The sequence below is a fragment of the Halorussus amylolyticus genome, assembly GCF_004143485.2.
Lineage (GTDB): Archaea > Halobacteriota > Halobacteria > Halobacteriales > Haladaptataceae > Halorussus > Halorussus amylolyticus.
This window is the reverse complement of the sequence record NZ_ML974137.1, coordinates 4686-18034: the sequence shown is the minus strand read 5'-3', so window position 1 is coordinate 18034 and position 13349 is coordinate 4686. Positions and strand designations below refer to the sequence as shown.

Here is a 13349-nt window from a genome sequence, read left to right as displayed (position 1 = left end):
TCTCTTTTCGGGTCTTACACCCCCCACCTTCTCTTGGGGGGGGGGCCCCCCCCCCCCCGCCCCCCCCCCCCGCCACCCTACCTCGGAACCGCCAGTCCGACTAACCTGAAATACGGCTGAGCCCCACAACGAACGCGACCAGTGGACCAATCCACAAGACAGCGCACCGAAGGTGCGCGCACGAGCAGCAGTACCGCAACGTCCGAGCGAAGCGAGGACGTGAGGATACCCGAGACGGAAAAAGGTGGTGTTATTTTCCGTCGATTCGCGTGCCGGGCGTCTCGCCCGCGAGAAACGCCCGGAGGGCTTCGGGGCCGAAAATCGACGCGGGCGCGCCGAGGTCGAGGAGCGCCCGGACCTTCCCGGCCATCCCGCCGGTCACGTCGGTCGAGTCGCTCCCGCCGAGGTAGTCGGCCACCTCGACGTACGACCGAATCTCGGGAATCACGGCCTCGTCGTCGTCCAGCACGCCCGGAACCGTCGAACAGAAGCCGACGCGGTCGGCGTCGATTCCCTGCGCGACCGCGGTCACCGCTTCGTCACCACTCAGAATCGTCACGCCTGACCCCTCGTGGGCGACCACGTCGCCGTGGAGGACGGGGACGAACCCCTCGCCGAGCATCGTCTCGACCTGCCTCGTTGGCAGGTCGAGACTCCCGTCCCGGTCCCGTGAGGCAACCGAAAACGGGTGGACCGGCACGGCCGGAACGTCTCGGTCGTGGAGGCGCGCGAGTACGAAGTCGTTCAGCGTCTTCATCGCGGCGTGAATCTCGACCGCTGCGCCCGCATCCTGAGAGCCGTCGGTCTTCGAAACGCCGTGTTTGCTGGCGTGGTGGTGGCCGAAGCTTCCGCCGCCGTGGACCACGACGAGGTCCGATACGTCGCCCGACGCCATCGCGGATGCGATGGCGTCGGCCGCGTCGTCGAGCGCCGGACCGGCGAGCGCCTCGGGACGGTGCTTGTGGGTGATGACGCTTCCGCCGAGTTTGAGGACTGTCGCCATCTCAGGCCTCCTCCACGCGCACGCCGTCGGTGTCGAGTTTCGCCCGGAACGCGTCCTCGCACCCCGGCGTGAACTTCAGCGCGGTCTCGGTCGCCTTGCTGGGGTCGAGCGCGACGATGCACCCGCCGCCACCCGCGCCGGTCAACTTCGCGCCGAGTGCGTCCGCGTCCCGCGCGGCCCACACCATGTTGTCGAGCGACCGCGACGAGACGCCGAGGGCTTCGAGCAGGCCGTGGTTGAAGTTCATCAGCCGACCCAGTTCCTCGACGTTCCCCTCGGCGAGTGCGTCCTCGCCCGACCGGACGAGGTCTCCGATGCTCGCCACAGTGTCGGCCGCGAAGTCGTACTCCTCACGGAGCGCTCGCACGCCGGATACTAGCTTTCCGGTGTCGCCCGCGCCGCCGTCGAAGCCGATGACGAACGGGAGGTCCGGAGCCGATATCGTCCGGCAGTCGTCGCCCTCGACTCGGACCGCGCCGCCCGACGCCGAACAGAAGGTGTCGGCGCGAGAGGCTTCGCCGTCTTGGACCTCCGACTCCGCGCGATACGCGCGGTCGGCGATTTCCTCGGTCGAGAGTTCGACCCCGAGTTCGCGGGTCGCGGCGTCGATACCTGCGGCCGTGACCGCCGCGGAGGAGCCGAGACCCGCGCCGAGCGGAATCTCGCTCTCGATGGTGATGTCGAAGCCAGCGTCGGGAGCGTCCGCGGCGTCTCGGGCTTGTGCGACCGCGGCATCGACGTAGCCCATCGCGGCTTCGACCAGCGAATCGGCGACGTTCACGTCGGGTCCCATGTCGGTTTCGCGGCTGTACTCCACAGTGAATCCGTCGAGGCTCAGGTCCTCGGCGTGGACGCGCAGACGGTCGTCGTCGCGTTCCTCGACGGCGACGCGCGCCCGGAGTTCGATGGCGCACGGCACCGCGGGTTCGCCGTAGACGACCGCGTGTTCTCCGAACAGGTAGACCTTGCCCGGAGCGCTCGAAACGACCATGCGAGACGGTTTCGTTCCGGGGGTTAACACGTTTGCGAAGGCGGTCGTCGCGAAGAACTCGCCGTGTCGTGGCACAACGGCTAACTTTCCTCGCGGTGACGTATCGAGTATGAAGCTTACGAGAGCCTTGGCCGCGACTGCGGGCGGACTCGGAGCCGCCGCGCTCGGCAACCGACTGCTTCGCTGGAAGGCGTCTGACTTGGACCCCGCGCTCGACGGACGACAGGGGACCTACCGGTGGCGCGGCTTCGACGTGTCGTATACCGAAGCGGGCGACCCCGAGGACCCCGACGTACTCCTGCTCCACGGCGTCCACGCGGCCGCCTCGAACAAGGAGTTCGACCAGATGTTCGGCCAGCTGGCGAAGACCCACCACGTCGTCGCGCCCGACCTGCCGGGGTTCGGCCGGTCCGACAGACCGCCGCTGACCTACTCGGCGGCGCTCTACACCGCGTTCGTCACCGACTTCGCCGAGGACGTGACCGACGACGCGGCGTGCGTGGCGTCGTCGCTCGCGGCGTCGTACGCCGTGCTCGCCCAGCGCCAAGCCGCGCCGTTCTCGCGACTCGTGTTAGTCTGTCCGACCGCCGACACCGGGCCGCGCCGGACGTGGCTCCGGTCGGTGTTCCGGTCGCCGTTGGTCGGCCAAGGCCTGTTCAATCTGCTCACGAGCAAGCGGTCGCTCCACTGGTTCGACAACCGAGACGCCTACTCGACCGAGGCGTCCTACACCGAACACGACGTGGACTACCAGTGGCAGACCGCCCACCAACCGGGCGCTCGATTCGCGCCCGCATCGTTCGTCTCGGGCTATCTCGACCCCGACGTGGACCTCGCCGACGAACTCGCGGAAATCGACGTGCCGGTCACCATCGTCTGGGGCCGGGACGCCACGGTCACGCCGCTCGAAGCGGGCGAGGAGTTGGCCGAGCGTGCGGACACCAAACTGGTGGTGTTCGACGACGCGCGACTGCTTCCGCACGCCGAGCATCCGGGACCGTTCCTCGACGTGCTGTTAGACGAACTGACCGAGGAGGAAGTGGAAGGCGAGGCCGAGCAGTAACGAAGCCCGCGAAGCCGAAATCGGATTACCGCGGCCGGAACGCCAGAACCCGTTCGCCCGTCGTCGCCGTCTCGGCGACGACGGGCGTGACCGTCGCGCCGACTTCGGTTTCTTCGGGCGCGACGTCGAGAATCTGTCCGGTCAGCCGAACCGGGCCGAAATCGACCACCGCGGTCGCGTAGGGCGCGTCGTCGGCGAACTCGGGCGCGGGGACGTGAACCACGGTGAACGTCTCGATTTCGCCCGACTCGGGCAGGGCGACCTCGGAGAGGTCGCCCTGCCCGCAGTGGGGGCACACCCGCCGGGGCGGGAGCGAGCCGTGACCGTCGGGACACTCGAGGTAGAAGCCCTCACCGTCCTCGATTGCGTCGAGGAAGTCGTCGAAGCCGTCGTCTCGGACCTCGTCGTCGTTCTGGCTCATTCCGCCACCTCCGGAGCGAAGCTCCGGCGTACTCTCATTCGCTGACTCATGAGACCACCTCCAGGACGTGAACTGTCGCACTGGCGACCGTGCCGCCCGCGTTGTGCGCGACTCCCACGTCGCCGTCCACTGCATCGCTGTTGGGGTGGTCGCCCCGGAGCAGGCGAGTCATCTCCGCGACTTGGCTGGTGCCAGTCGCGCCGACCGGGTGGCCCTTCGCCTTGAGACCGCCCGAGAGATTGATGGGGAGGTCGCCGTCGCGGGTGGTCTCGCCGCGCGCGGCCGCGCCGATTCCTTCTCCGGGCGCGTAGAAACCGAGGGCTTCGAGCGCGAGGACTTCCGCGATGGTGAAACAGTCGTGGACCTCGGCGGCCGCCACGTCGGTCGCTTCGATGCCCGCGTCGGCGTAGGCCTCCTCGGCGGCGCGCTCGGCGGCGGGCGTGCGCGCGAGGAACTCACGGTCCTGCAGGGCCATCTTGTCGCCGCCCTGTCCCGTGCCGGTAATCGCGACCGGGGCGTCGAGGTCATTCTTCTCAGCGTACTCGTCGCTCACGAGGACGACGGCGCTCGCGCCGTCGGTGATGGGACAGGCGTCGAACAGGCCGAGCGGTTCGGCGACCATCGGGGAGTCGAGCGCCTCTTCGACCGAAATCTCGCGCTGGAACTGGGCGTGTTCGTTGTCGAGCGCGTTGGCGTGGTTCTTGACCGCGATTTCGGCGAGGTCTTCGCGGGACCCTCCGTACTGTTCGAAGTACGACCGGGCCATCAGCGCGTAGGCCGCCGGGAACGTCATCCCGGCCCGGACCTCGTAGAGGTCGTCGGCCGCGATGGCGAGCGCCTCGGTGGTGCCCGCGGTGCCGAGGTTGTTCATGCGCTCGGCACCGCCGACGAGCAGCACGTCGGACTCGCCGTTTCGCACGTCTTTGACGGCCTCGCGGAGCGCGACGCCCGAGGACGCACACGCGCTCTCGTAGCGCGTGGCTGGCGCGTCGATGCCCGCGGCCTCGGCCATCAACGGGCCCTGGTGGCCCTGATGCTCGGCGAGTTCGCCCATGAAGTTACCGTAGTTCAGTCCCTCGATTGCGCGGCGCTCGACGCCCGCGTCGGCGAGCGCGCGCTGGCTTGCCTCCGCGAACAGGTCGCGGCCGGTTCGGTCGGGGTGCGTGCCGAAGTGGGTCAGACCGACCCCCGCGACACGTACTGCTGTCATACGGTTGCGTACGCGACCGGCGGTTAAGAAAGCCACCCTCTCGTGTCCGTCAGGCGTACACCGCCGACAGCACCCCCGCGACGTTCACCGCGACGTGCGCGAGGACGACTGCGACGAGGGTTCGCCTGCGGAGGTAGACCAGCGTGAAGACGAGCGCGCCGAGCGACACCTGAACGACGTGACCCGCCGGATACCCCGGCGCGTGCGCGAGGGTGAACGCGAGCCACGAAATCGCCCCGGCCGCCAGCGCGCTGTCGGTGGCTTCGAGCAGTCGCTCGATGGGATACCCCCGGTACAGAATCTCCTCGACGACGCCCGCCGAAATCGCACCCGCGAGCGCGATGCCAATCGTCCGACCGTCCGCGAGCGTCGAACCCTCAGTTTGGGCGAGACCGAGCGCGGACACCACCGAATCGGTGGCGACGAGCGCGAGCAGAGCGCCGACGAACGCCGCGATTGCGTAGGGAATATCCCACACGTCCGGCCGCCGAACGCCGAGCGACGACACCGGCCGGTCCTCGAAGGAGACCACGATTCCGACGACGGCACCGGCGAAGAGCCACGGAATCACGATATCCGCGACCGGAGGTGGGGTCACGCCGAGCGCGTCGAACGCCGGACCGGCGAGCGGGAGCGCGAATAACGCGACCAGCAGACCGCCCGCGGTCGCCGTCTCGACGTGTTCGAAGTCGAACGGCGCGAATCGGGTCTCTCTCGACATACTCGTGAACGTACACGCGAGACAACAAGAAATTGCGGGAATCTCGAGAAACTCCGGGAGTTTCGAGCGCGTCTGTGCCGACTACTCGACCCCGCGCCGGTACTGCACTGGCCACTCCACTCGGTCGCCCGCGCCGAGTTCCTCCGCGGCGTGGAGCGTGAAGTACGGGTCCCGGAGGTGTTCGCGCCCGACGATGGCGAGGTCCGCTCTGTCGTTTCGAATCAGGGCGTCGGCCTGCGCTGGCTCCGAGATTCCCCCGACTGCGCCGACGAGCGCGTCGGTCGCCTCGCCCACGCGCTCGGCGTAGGGCACCTGATAGTTCGGTCCCGTGCCGGGGATTTCTTGGTCGGGGTGGATGCCGCCCGAACTCACGTCTACGAGGTCCGCGCCCGCCTCGGCGAGCAGGGGAGCGAGTCGCGCGGTGTCCTCGACCGTCCACGAGTCGCGGTCGGCGAGCCAATCGGATGCGGAGACGCGGACGAATACGGGCAGGTCGTCGGGCCACACGTCCCGAACTTCCGCCGTCACCTCGCGGACGAGTCGGATCCGGCCCTCGAAATCCCCGCCGTAGGCGTCGTCGCGGCGGTTCGTGACCGGCGACAGGAACTCGTGGAGGAGGTAGCCGTGGGCCGCGTGGACCTCGGCGATTTCGAAGCCAGCGTCGAGCGACCGCTCGGCCGCGGCCCGGAAGTCGGCCTTGAACGCCTCGATATCGTCCTCGGTCATCGCTCTCGTCTGTGGCGGTTCGTCGTCGTAGGGGTACGGACTCTCGCTCGGCGCGAGGGTCTCCCACCCGCCCTCGTCGGGTTGGAGGGGAACGCTGCCGTCCCACGGTCTGGTCTTGCTCGCCTTTCGCCCAGCGTGGGCCAACTGGATGGCCGGGGTCGCGCCCCGGTCGGCGATGAAGTCGGCGACGGGCGCGAGCGCGTCGGCGTGGTCGTCGCTCCAGATGCCCAAGTCGTTGGGAGTGATGCGCCCCCGAGGTTCGACCGCGGTGGCTTCGGTCATCACGATACCGGCACCCCCGGTCGCGCGACTCCCGAGGTGGACCTCGTGCCAGTCGGTCGCGAGACCGTCGGTGTCACAGGAGTACTGGCACATCGGCGACACCATCACGCGATTTCGGACGGTCGTGTCTCGAATCGACAGCGGGCTAAAGAGGTCGTCGCTCATCGTCCGGGACTCGGGGGGCCGGACTCGAAAACCCTCTGCTCGTCCCCGATTCTTGCCGACAGCGATTTCGGACCTCCGAAACGCTTATTGTAGGCATCGCCGTTATTGGTGAATCGATGTCAGGGGGGCAACGAAAGGGGGTTCCGGAGGCGACGGTGCGGTTCGAGCGCCGACTCGCCGACCTCAAGCGAAACGGGAGCAACGTACTGCTCGTCGGGAGCGACGGTCTCGACCCGGCGTGCGAGCGCCTGCTCGGCGATTCGAACGCCGGGCCGCGCTATCGACTGTTCGTCACCGCCGACGCGCGACCGGCGGTCGCGCGTCGGAAACTGTCGGCGGTCGGGACGAGACCCGACCGCGACCTCGCCGCACTCGTGGACGGGCGGGCGGCCCGGGGCGGGGGGGGGGCGCGGCGCCGCCCCCCCGCCCCCGCGCCGCACCCGGGGTGGGGGGGGCGGCCGGCCGCCCGGGGGGCGCGTCTCGCGCCCCCGTCGCGACCGATTCTGAAGAACGCGACTCAGACACGAGCGACCCCGCCGCGAACGACTCCGATAAATCCGACTCCGGCGACCGAATTTTCCGAACCGAAATCGTCGAGACAGCCGACCTCCGGGACCTCGGCGTCGCAATCGAGGAGTCGGTCGCGGCGTTCGAAGCCAAAGTGGACCACGTCTCGCCCGCAGAACTCCGGGTCTGCTTCGACTCGCTCGCGCCGGTCGTCGCCGGCTACGACGACCGAGACGCCCGCCGATTCCTGCTCGGCGTGACCGAAGTCGTCGAGCGGGCCGGTGGGATGGGTCACTATCACCTCCCCGGCGACCCCGACGCCGAGACGGTCGAATCGCTGTCGGCGCTGTTCGACGCGGTCGTGGAAGTCCGCCGGGGAGACGAAGGCGTCGAGCAACGCTGGCGACTCGACGACATCGAGACCGAATGGCTCGCGCTGTGAGTCGTTTTCGGCTGGCTCGGCCGTCCCTTACCTGTTTCACTCGGGCGTCGCTCGCATGCGCTCGCGCGCGAGGAACCACGTATATTCCTTCTGCAGGCGCTTCCAGACGCGCGGGTCCGGCCCCGGCGACTCACGATTCAGGTCGCGGATTCGCCGGAGGTCGCGCCACGACAGTTTCTCGAAATGCGGTTTGTCGAGCAGCGCCGCGATTCCCGTCGAGCTCTCGGTGCCCTCGATGCGCTGTTTCCGGCGCTCGCGGCCTTCCGCCACGAGTTCGCCCGGACTCAGCGCGTAGTAGTGCGACTGGACCGTCGGAAACCACCCCTCGCTTATCGAGCGGTCGGTGCAGGCCGAGAGCGTGCGCCGAGTTCGGGCGAGCGCTTGGTCCCCGGTGGTCTCGCCATCGTCGGCGGTGTCGCGTGAGTCGTTCGAGGAGTCTTCGGTCGCGGCCGCCACGAGCGCGTCGTGAGCCGCGAGGAACGTCCGGAGGTCGTCCACTCGGTCGCTGAACCGCTGGGCGACGTCGAACCGGAATTTCCGCTCGGCGGCGTCGTCGTGCTTGAAGAAGTTCCCCTTGGCGTCGGCTTCGAATTCGCGGGCGGCGAAGTACGCCTCGTTGAGTCGGACGAGCGCCTTGAGGTAGTCGGCCTTGCGCTCGTCGGCGTCGAGCGGCGTTCGGAGAATCTTCTGCCCGGCGGTCGAGAGGACCGCGAGGAATCGCTCGCCGTCGTACCGGACGAAGTCGTGTCGGCCGTCGCTGTCCTCGACCAAGTACTTCGACCCGGTAAAGAACGCCTTCGACACCATCCTCCGTTCGATTCGAATCACCGTAAATTGATAAATCCCACGCGCGTTATCAGCAGAGAGAACCGAGGTGAGGGCGACGGACGCTCGCGACTCATCCCGACGATTAGAGCGTCATCACCCCGACGACCAGAGCGTCAGCGAATCGTGTGCGAGGAAGTGGTCGAGTTCGTGAGCGCGCTCTTCGATGCCGACCAACTGCTCGCGGAGGATGTGGCCGGTCGCGTGGTCGCCGAGGCTCTCGACGAGTTCGATGTGACTACTGACGCTCTCGACGAGGTCGCCGTAGGCTTCGAGGTCGTTGCCGAGCGCCGTCCGCACGTCGTACACGTCCTCGCCCTCGAAGGGAATCGGACTGTGGCGTTCGAGCGCGGCCGGGCCGCTGACCGGGACGCCCCCGAGCGCCTGGACTCGCTCGGCGAGTTCGTCGGCGTTCGCCTCGGCCTCCTCGGCCGCTTCGCCGAGAAACAGGTGGAGGTCGCGGTACTGCGCGCCCGCCACGTTCCAGTGGTGCTTGCGGAGTTGGTGATAGACGACGTAGGTCGCCGCGAGGTCGGTGTTGAGCGCGCCGACTATCTGCTCGGCCTTCTCGGCGTCGAGTCTAACTGGGTTCGGTTCGACGGTGCCCGCCCCCTGGCGGACGTGCTGTTGCTGTTGGCTCATGGTTTCCCCCGAAGTGGGCACGACGAGGAGAGCCTTAAGGGTTCGCTGTACCGTGAGGGCCGTGTTTCAGTAAACGTAGCTCGGCCGGTAAAATGCGGTGGTGGGACTGAAAGGGGCCGCCCGGTCGCGTTTATCTTGGTCGTCTGACCGACCCCTATCTCGGCCGACCTGTGCGGAGAGGCCGAGATATGTCGGTCAGCGACCGCGACCGGGCGGGGGCTTTCTACAACACCACGGCGACGTTGATCGTAAAACGCAGAAGCGAGCGACTGCTTGAGCCACTGAGAACCGCATCCGCACCGCGACCGGGCGGGGGGTTTCTGGCTGTTTACGGTTCTGCTACTTGCGGTTCGAAGCGACTTCGAGATGTGTACCGTTTTGAGTACTCCCACACCCGTTCCTCATGCCCGTAGAATACACAGAACACCAACCCACGAACGCGGGATTTATCCGTTCACCGCGCGCCGTCTCGAATATGGACCCCGACGCCGTCCGCGTGGCGATGCTCCACCAGGACCCCCATCCCGCGCACCGCGGCTTCGCGGAGGCGGTCGGCGCGGACCTCGTGGACTACCACCGCTTGTCCGTCGGTCCGTTCGAGGGAACCGTGTTCGAGGACGGTCTCAACGGACTCGCGTACCCGAGCTACGACGTGTACCTCGTGGAGGGGTCGCGGCCGCTGTACGCCGCGCTCGCCCGGCGGCTCACCCGGGGCGGGAAGCTCATCTACCTCGCGGCCGACCACGGTCTCTACCAGCTCGGCAACCCCGACTTCGAAGGGAGTTCGGGCGTGAAGTCGCTCGTCGGGAAGTTCGGCACGCCCGCGGTTCGGGCGGTCGGCCGCCGGGGCATCGACGGCGTCGTCGCCGTCTCGGAGTTTGTCGCGGAGTTCACCCGACCCATCGTGGGGCCGGACACCCCAATCGAGGTCGCCCACCCGTTCGTCCAGCAGGAGACCTACGACGCGCTCGGCGAGGTGAACCCCGACATCGATGCGAACGTCGCGGTGACGGTCGCACGCCCGTGGGAGTACAAGGGCGTGGACATGCTCGTGAGCGCGTGGCCGCGCGTCCGCGAGGAGTTCCCGGACGCCGAACTCCACGTCGTCGGCGGCGGCCATCCCGAGGCGTACGCCGAGACGCCGGGCGTCAGCGTCCGGGGGTACGTCGAGGACCTCGCGGACGCCTTCCGGCCAGCCTCGGTGTTCGTCCAGCCCTCGCGGATGGACGCCTTCCCGGTCAGCACGCTCGAAGCGATGCGCGCCGGGGTTCCGCCGGTCGTGACCCGAACCGCCGGCACGCGGTCGGAGGCCCGCGAAATCGACCCGTCGCTCGTCGTGGAGACCAACGAGTACGCGCTGAGTCGGGGCGTCCGCGAGTACTTCGCGCGCGATTCGGACGACCGTCGCGCGCTCGCTCGCCGCGCTCGCGAGCGCGGCGAGCGATTCGACCCCGAATCCCGGAAGGCCGCGTTTCGAGCGGCGTTCCGAACCGTTCTCAAAGCACTTTAGCGTCGGCGGGGCGAGTAGCCGCGTATGACCGTCTACGTCGTGGGTCTCGACGGGGCCGACTGGTCGCTTCTCCGGCCGTGGGCAGAAGAAGGTCACTTGCCCGCCTTCGCCCGCGTGCTGGACGAGGGCGTCTCGGGCGACCTCGAAAGCACCCTCCCGCCCGTGACGTTCCCCGCGTGGAAATGTTACTCGACCGGCAAGACGCCCGGAAAGCTCGGCGTCTACGAGTGGTTCGCGTACGACCGCGACACCCACGAGATTTCGCCGAACGACGCGAGCGACTTCCGCTCGTGCGAGTACTGGGACGTGCTCGCCGACCGCGGGGGACGCGCTGGCGTGGTCAACATGCCGACGACCCACCCGGCGGGCGCGTCGGCGTCGGGCGCGCCCGACGCCGACGCTGACAGCAACGACCGAACCGACAACGGAGTCGTCTTGACCATCGCCGGAAGCCCCGCAAGCGAGCGCAAGAGCTTCACAAGTCCCGAATCGCTCAAAGCCGACCTCCTCGACGCGATTCCCGACTACCGGGTCAAGCCCGACCTCGTGCTGGACGAAGCGACCCCCGACGAACTGGTCGCCGAGGCCCGCGAACTGTTCGAACAGCGGTTCGAGGCCGCGACGTGGCTCGCCGACGAGAAAGAGTGCGAGTTCGTCCACACCACCCTCTTCGCGACCGACACGCTCCAGCACCGGCTCTGGGACCGCCCCGAGAAGCTTCGGGCGGCCTACGAGCGCGTGGACGAACTGCTCGCAGATTTGCTCGACCGCGACGACGCCGAGGCCGTCGTGCTGATGAGCGACCACGGCTTCGCCGAGATTCGCGAGATTTTCATGGTGAATCAGTGGCTCGCCGACCGGGGCGACTTGGCGTTCGAGGAGTCCGAGACCCGCGACCTGCTCGCCAGCGTCGGCCTGACCGAGGAGCGACTGAAGCGCCTCGTCGGCCGACTCGGTCTCGTCAATCTCGCCCAGTCGCTTGTCCCCGAGTCGCTCCAGCGCCTCTTCCCGAGCGAGAGCGGCCGGGTCGCGATTCAGGACGCCGACATCGACTGGACGGAAACGAAGGCCGTCTCGCTCGGACGAGGACCAATCTACGTCAACGGCGCGGCGTTCTCGGATGACCGGGCAGTTGACGCCTACGTCGAGGGCCTCGCGAGCGACCTCGAAGCCCTCGAAACCCCGGCGGGCGACCCGGTGGCCGCCGCGGTCCACGACCCCGCGGACGTGTACTCAGGCGACCGAGCACGCGGTCCCGACGTAGTGGTGGAGTACACGACCGGGGTGGACGCCCCCGAAGCTATCGGCGGCGGCGTCTTCGGCGAGACGACCGAGTGGCTGGCGACACACCGGCGCTCGGGCGTGTTCGCGGCGTGGGGCGACGACTTCGCCGAGGGGAGCGCCGACCTCGAACTGTACGACCTCGCGCCCACGCTCCTCCACCGTCTCGGCGCGCCCGTTCCGGAAGACGTTGACGGCGAGGTCCGATTCGACGTGCTGGCGGGCGAGGCGGCCGACAGAGAGGTCGAGCAGGGACCGCCCACCGCGACCGACGCCACGGGCGAGCGCGCGGGCGAGGAGGTCGAAGACACCCTCCGGGAGTTGGGGTACCTCGAATGAACCCCCTGAAGCGATTTCCCCGAGTGAACAACGCGTGGATGGACCTCAAACACCGCGCGAACCACTGGCGAAAGCGTCGTGACCGCGAGGTCCGCGAGGGAGTGCGCGTCACCGACCCGCGAAACGTCCTCGTCGTGGTCGTAGACTGTCTGCGCGCGGACCACGTCTCGGGGTTCGGTCACGACCGGGAGACGACCCCGACGCTCGACCGATTCGCAGAGGACGCCGCGGCGTTCTCGAACGCGAAGGCTCCGAGTCCGTGGACGTTTCCCGCCGTCCCCTCACTCCTGTCGGGGCGCTACCCCCACGAACACGGCGGGCGCTTCGAGTCCGGCCCCCGGAACCTCTCCTCCGAGCAGTTCCCGCAGCGACCCCGCGCCGACGTGCCGATGCTCCCCGACCTGCTCGAAGCCGCGGGCTACGACACCGCGATGCTGACCGCGATTCCGATGGCCGAGAAGGCGACCGGAGACCGCTTTCACCACGTGAGCGTCAAATACACCGACGCCGCAGAACGCGTCTCTGCCGCCCGCGACTGGCTGTCGGGTCGCGACCGGTGGTTCTGCTACCTCCACCTCGGCGACCCCCACGCGCCGCTCGATATTCCAGAGCGCCACCGCGAGACGTTCGACGTGCCCGCGACGGACGACCTCGAAGACTGGCGGTTCCGCGAGACGACCGAGGGCGAGGAGTTCGACGCCTATCGGGACGCTCGCCTCCGAGCCTACGACGCCGCGATTCGAGGCGCGGACGACGCGCTCGAACCCCTGCTCGCCGACCTTCCGGACGACACCGTGGTCGCGGTCTGTGGCGACCACGGCGAAGCGTTCTGGGAACACCCCGAACTCGAACGCCGACTCAACGACGACCCCCGCGGTTATTACGCGACCGACCACGGTCACAGTACCCTCGAAGAAGTGGCTCGGGTCCCGCTCTGGGTTCGCGCGCCCGGCGTCGAAACCGGGCGCTCGACGCGCCCGGTTTCGCTCGTGGATGTCGCGCCGACCATTCTCTCGGCGCTCGGTGCGGACGTTCCGGACGACCCCGGCGATTCGGACGACCCCGGCGATTCGGACGACCCCGGCGATTCGGACGACCCCGGCGGTCGAGACGTTCCGGACGATTTCACCGGTCGGGGGGGGGGGGGGGGGGCGCGCGCCCCCCCCCCCCCCCCGGGGGGGGCCCCCCCCGCGGACCCAAACACCGCGGGGGGGGGCCCCG

Annotated in this window: 13 protein-coding genes; 5 read left to right on the top strand and 8 right to left on the bottom strand. The window is 68.6% G+C overall.

Annotated elements, in window-relative coordinates; all coding sequences use genetic code 11:
- Nucleotides 1-250: 250 nt before the first annotated feature.
- Both EKH81_RS14115 and mvk read right to left on the bottom strand, forming a co-directional pair.
- Nucleotides 251-1003: an isopentenyl phosphate kinase gene (locus EKH81_RS14115; RefSeq protein ID WP_132060105.1), complete on the bottom strand. Its 753-nt coding sequence runs from the start codon at nt 1001-1003 to the stop codon at nt 251-253.
- A gap of 1 nt (nt 1004) precedes the next feature.
- Nucleotides 1005-1994, bottom strand: coding sequence for a mevalonate kinase (gene mvk / locus EKH81_RS14110; protein WP_132060103.1), 990 nt, complete (start codon nt 1992-1994; stop codon nt 1005-1007).
- Between the two features lie 109 nt (nt 1995-2103).
- Between mvk and EKH81_RS14105 the strand changes: the two genes are divergently transcribed.
- Nucleotides 2104-3057 carry an alpha/beta fold hydrolase gene (locus EKH81_RS14105; protein ID WP_132060101.1) on the top strand — a complete coding sequence of 318 codons (954 nt, stop codon included), beginning with the start codon at nt 2104-2106 and terminating at the stop codon, nt 3055-3057.
- A gap of 25 nt (nt 3058-3082) precedes the next feature.
- On the opposite strand, the gene EKH81_RS14100 is transcribed toward EKH81_RS14105, so the two are convergent.
- The 4 genes from EKH81_RS14100 to EKH81_RS14085 form a co-directional block, all read right to left on the bottom strand.
- On the bottom strand, nt 3083-3478 hold the full coding sequence (locus EKH81_RS14100) for a Zn-ribbon domain-containing OB-fold protein (protein WP_132060099.1): 396 nt from the start codon (nt 3476-3478) through the stop codon (nt 3083-3085).
- A 46-nt stretch (nt 3479-3524) separates the two neighbouring features.
- Nucleotides 3525-4688, bottom strand: coding sequence for a thiolase C-terminal domain-containing protein (locus EKH81_RS14095; RefSeq protein ID WP_132060097.1), 1164 nt, complete (start codon nt 4686-4688; stop codon nt 3525-3527).
- Nucleotides 4689-4737: 49 nt separating this feature from the next.
- Nucleotides 4738-5409 carry a CPBP family intramembrane glutamic endopeptidase gene (locus EKH81_RS14090; protein WP_132060095.1) on the bottom strand — a complete coding sequence of 224 codons (672 nt, stop codon included), beginning with the start codon at nt 5407-5409 and terminating at the stop codon, nt 4738-4740.
- Nucleotides 5410-5490: 81 nt separating this feature from the next.
- Nucleotides 5491-6582 carry an NADH:flavin oxidoreductase/NADH oxidase gene (locus EKH81_RS14085; protein WP_132060093.1) on the bottom strand — a complete coding sequence of 364 codons (1092 nt, stop codon included), beginning with the start codon at nt 6580-6582 and terminating at the stop codon, nt 5491-5493.
- Nucleotides 6583-7027: 445 nt separating this feature from the next.
- Here EKH81_RS14085 and EKH81_RS14080 point away from each other — a divergent pair, with 445 nt between their 5' ends.
- Nucleotides 7028-7531: a DUF7504 family protein gene (locus EKH81_RS14080; protein ID WP_162224634.1), complete on the top strand. Its 504-nt coding sequence runs from the start codon at nt 7028-7030 to the stop codon at nt 7529-7531.
- Between the two features lie 36 nt (nt 7532-7567).
- On the opposite strand, the gene EKH81_RS14075 is transcribed toward EKH81_RS14080, so the two are convergent.
- Nucleotides 7568-8359, bottom strand: coding sequence for a hypothetical protein (locus EKH81_RS14075; RefSeq protein ID WP_132060801.1), 792 nt, complete (start codon nt 8357-8359; stop codon nt 7568-7570).
- A 93-nt stretch (nt 8360-8452) separates the two neighbouring features.
- The gene (gene dpsA, locus EKH81_RS14070; protein WP_132060799.1) at nt 8453-8998 is read right to left on the bottom strand and encodes a DNA starvation/stationary phase protection protein DpsA; all 546 of its coding nucleotides are present in this window, start codon (nt 8996-8998) and stop codon (nt 8453-8455) included.
- A 475-nt stretch (nt 8999-9473) separates the two neighbouring features.
- Between dpsA and EKH81_RS14065 the strand changes: the two genes are divergently transcribed.
- From EKH81_RS14065 to EKH81_RS14055, 3 genes are all read left to right on the top strand, one after another.
- Nucleotides 9474-10508 carry a glycosyltransferase family 4 protein gene (locus EKH81_RS14065; protein WP_132060797.1) on the top strand — a complete coding sequence of 345 codons (1035 nt, stop codon included), beginning with the start codon at nt 9474-9476 and terminating at the stop codon, nt 10506-10508.
- Between the two features lie 24 nt (nt 10509-10532).
- Nucleotides 10533-12128 (top strand): alkaline phosphatase family protein, encoded by a 1596-nt coding sequence (locus EKH81_RS14060; RefSeq protein WP_132060795.1) that lies wholly within the window; start codon nt 10533-10535, stop codon nt 12126-12128.
- Nucleotides 12125-13349 (top strand): sulfatase (locus EKH81_RS14055; protein WP_162224641.1); only part of this gene is annotated, 1225 nt, incomplete at its 3' end. The genes EKH81_RS14060 and EKH81_RS14055, both read left to right, overlap by 4 nt.

Excerpts from the sequence above, each read along its gene's own strand:
- EKH81_RS14115 (WP_132060105.1), bottom strand. The coding sequence starts at position 1,003 with ATGGCGACAGTCCTCAAACTCGGCGGAAGCGTCATCACCCACAAGCAC.
- mvk (WP_132060103.1), bottom strand. The coding sequence starts at position 1,994 with ATGGTCGTTTCGAGCGCTCCGGGCAAGGTCTACCTGTTCGGAGAACAC.
- EKH81_RS14105 (WP_132060101.1), top strand. The coding sequence starts at position 2,104 with ATGAAGCTTACGAGAGCCTTGGCCGCGACTGCGGGCGGACTCGGAGCC.
- EKH81_RS14100 (WP_132060099.1), bottom strand. The coding sequence starts at position 3,478 with ATGAGCCAGAACGACGACGAGGTCCGAGACGACGGCTTCGACGACTTC.
- EKH81_RS14095 (WP_132060097.1), bottom strand. The coding sequence starts at position 4,688 with ATGACAGCAGTACGTGTCGCGGGGGTCGGTCTGACCCACTTCGGCACG.
- EKH81_RS14090 (WP_132060095.1), bottom strand. The coding sequence starts at position 5,409 with ATGTCGAGAGAGACCCGATTCGCGCCGTTCGACTTCGAACACGTCGAG.
- EKH81_RS14085 (WP_132060093.1), bottom strand. The coding sequence starts at position 6,582 with ATGAGCGACGACCTCTTTAGCCCGCTGTCGATTCGAGACACGACCGTC.
- dpsA (WP_132060799.1), bottom strand. The coding sequence starts at position 8,998 with ATGAGCCAACAGCAACAGCACGTCCGCCAGGGGGCGGGCACCGTCGAA.
- EKH81_RS14065 (WP_132060797.1), top strand. The coding sequence starts at position 9,474 with ATGGACCCCGACGCCGTCCGCGTGGCGATGCTCCACCAGGACCCCCAT.
- EKH81_RS14060 (WP_132060795.1), top strand. The coding sequence starts at position 10,533 with ATGACCGTCTACGTCGTGGGTCTCGACGGGGCCGACTGGTCGCTTCTC.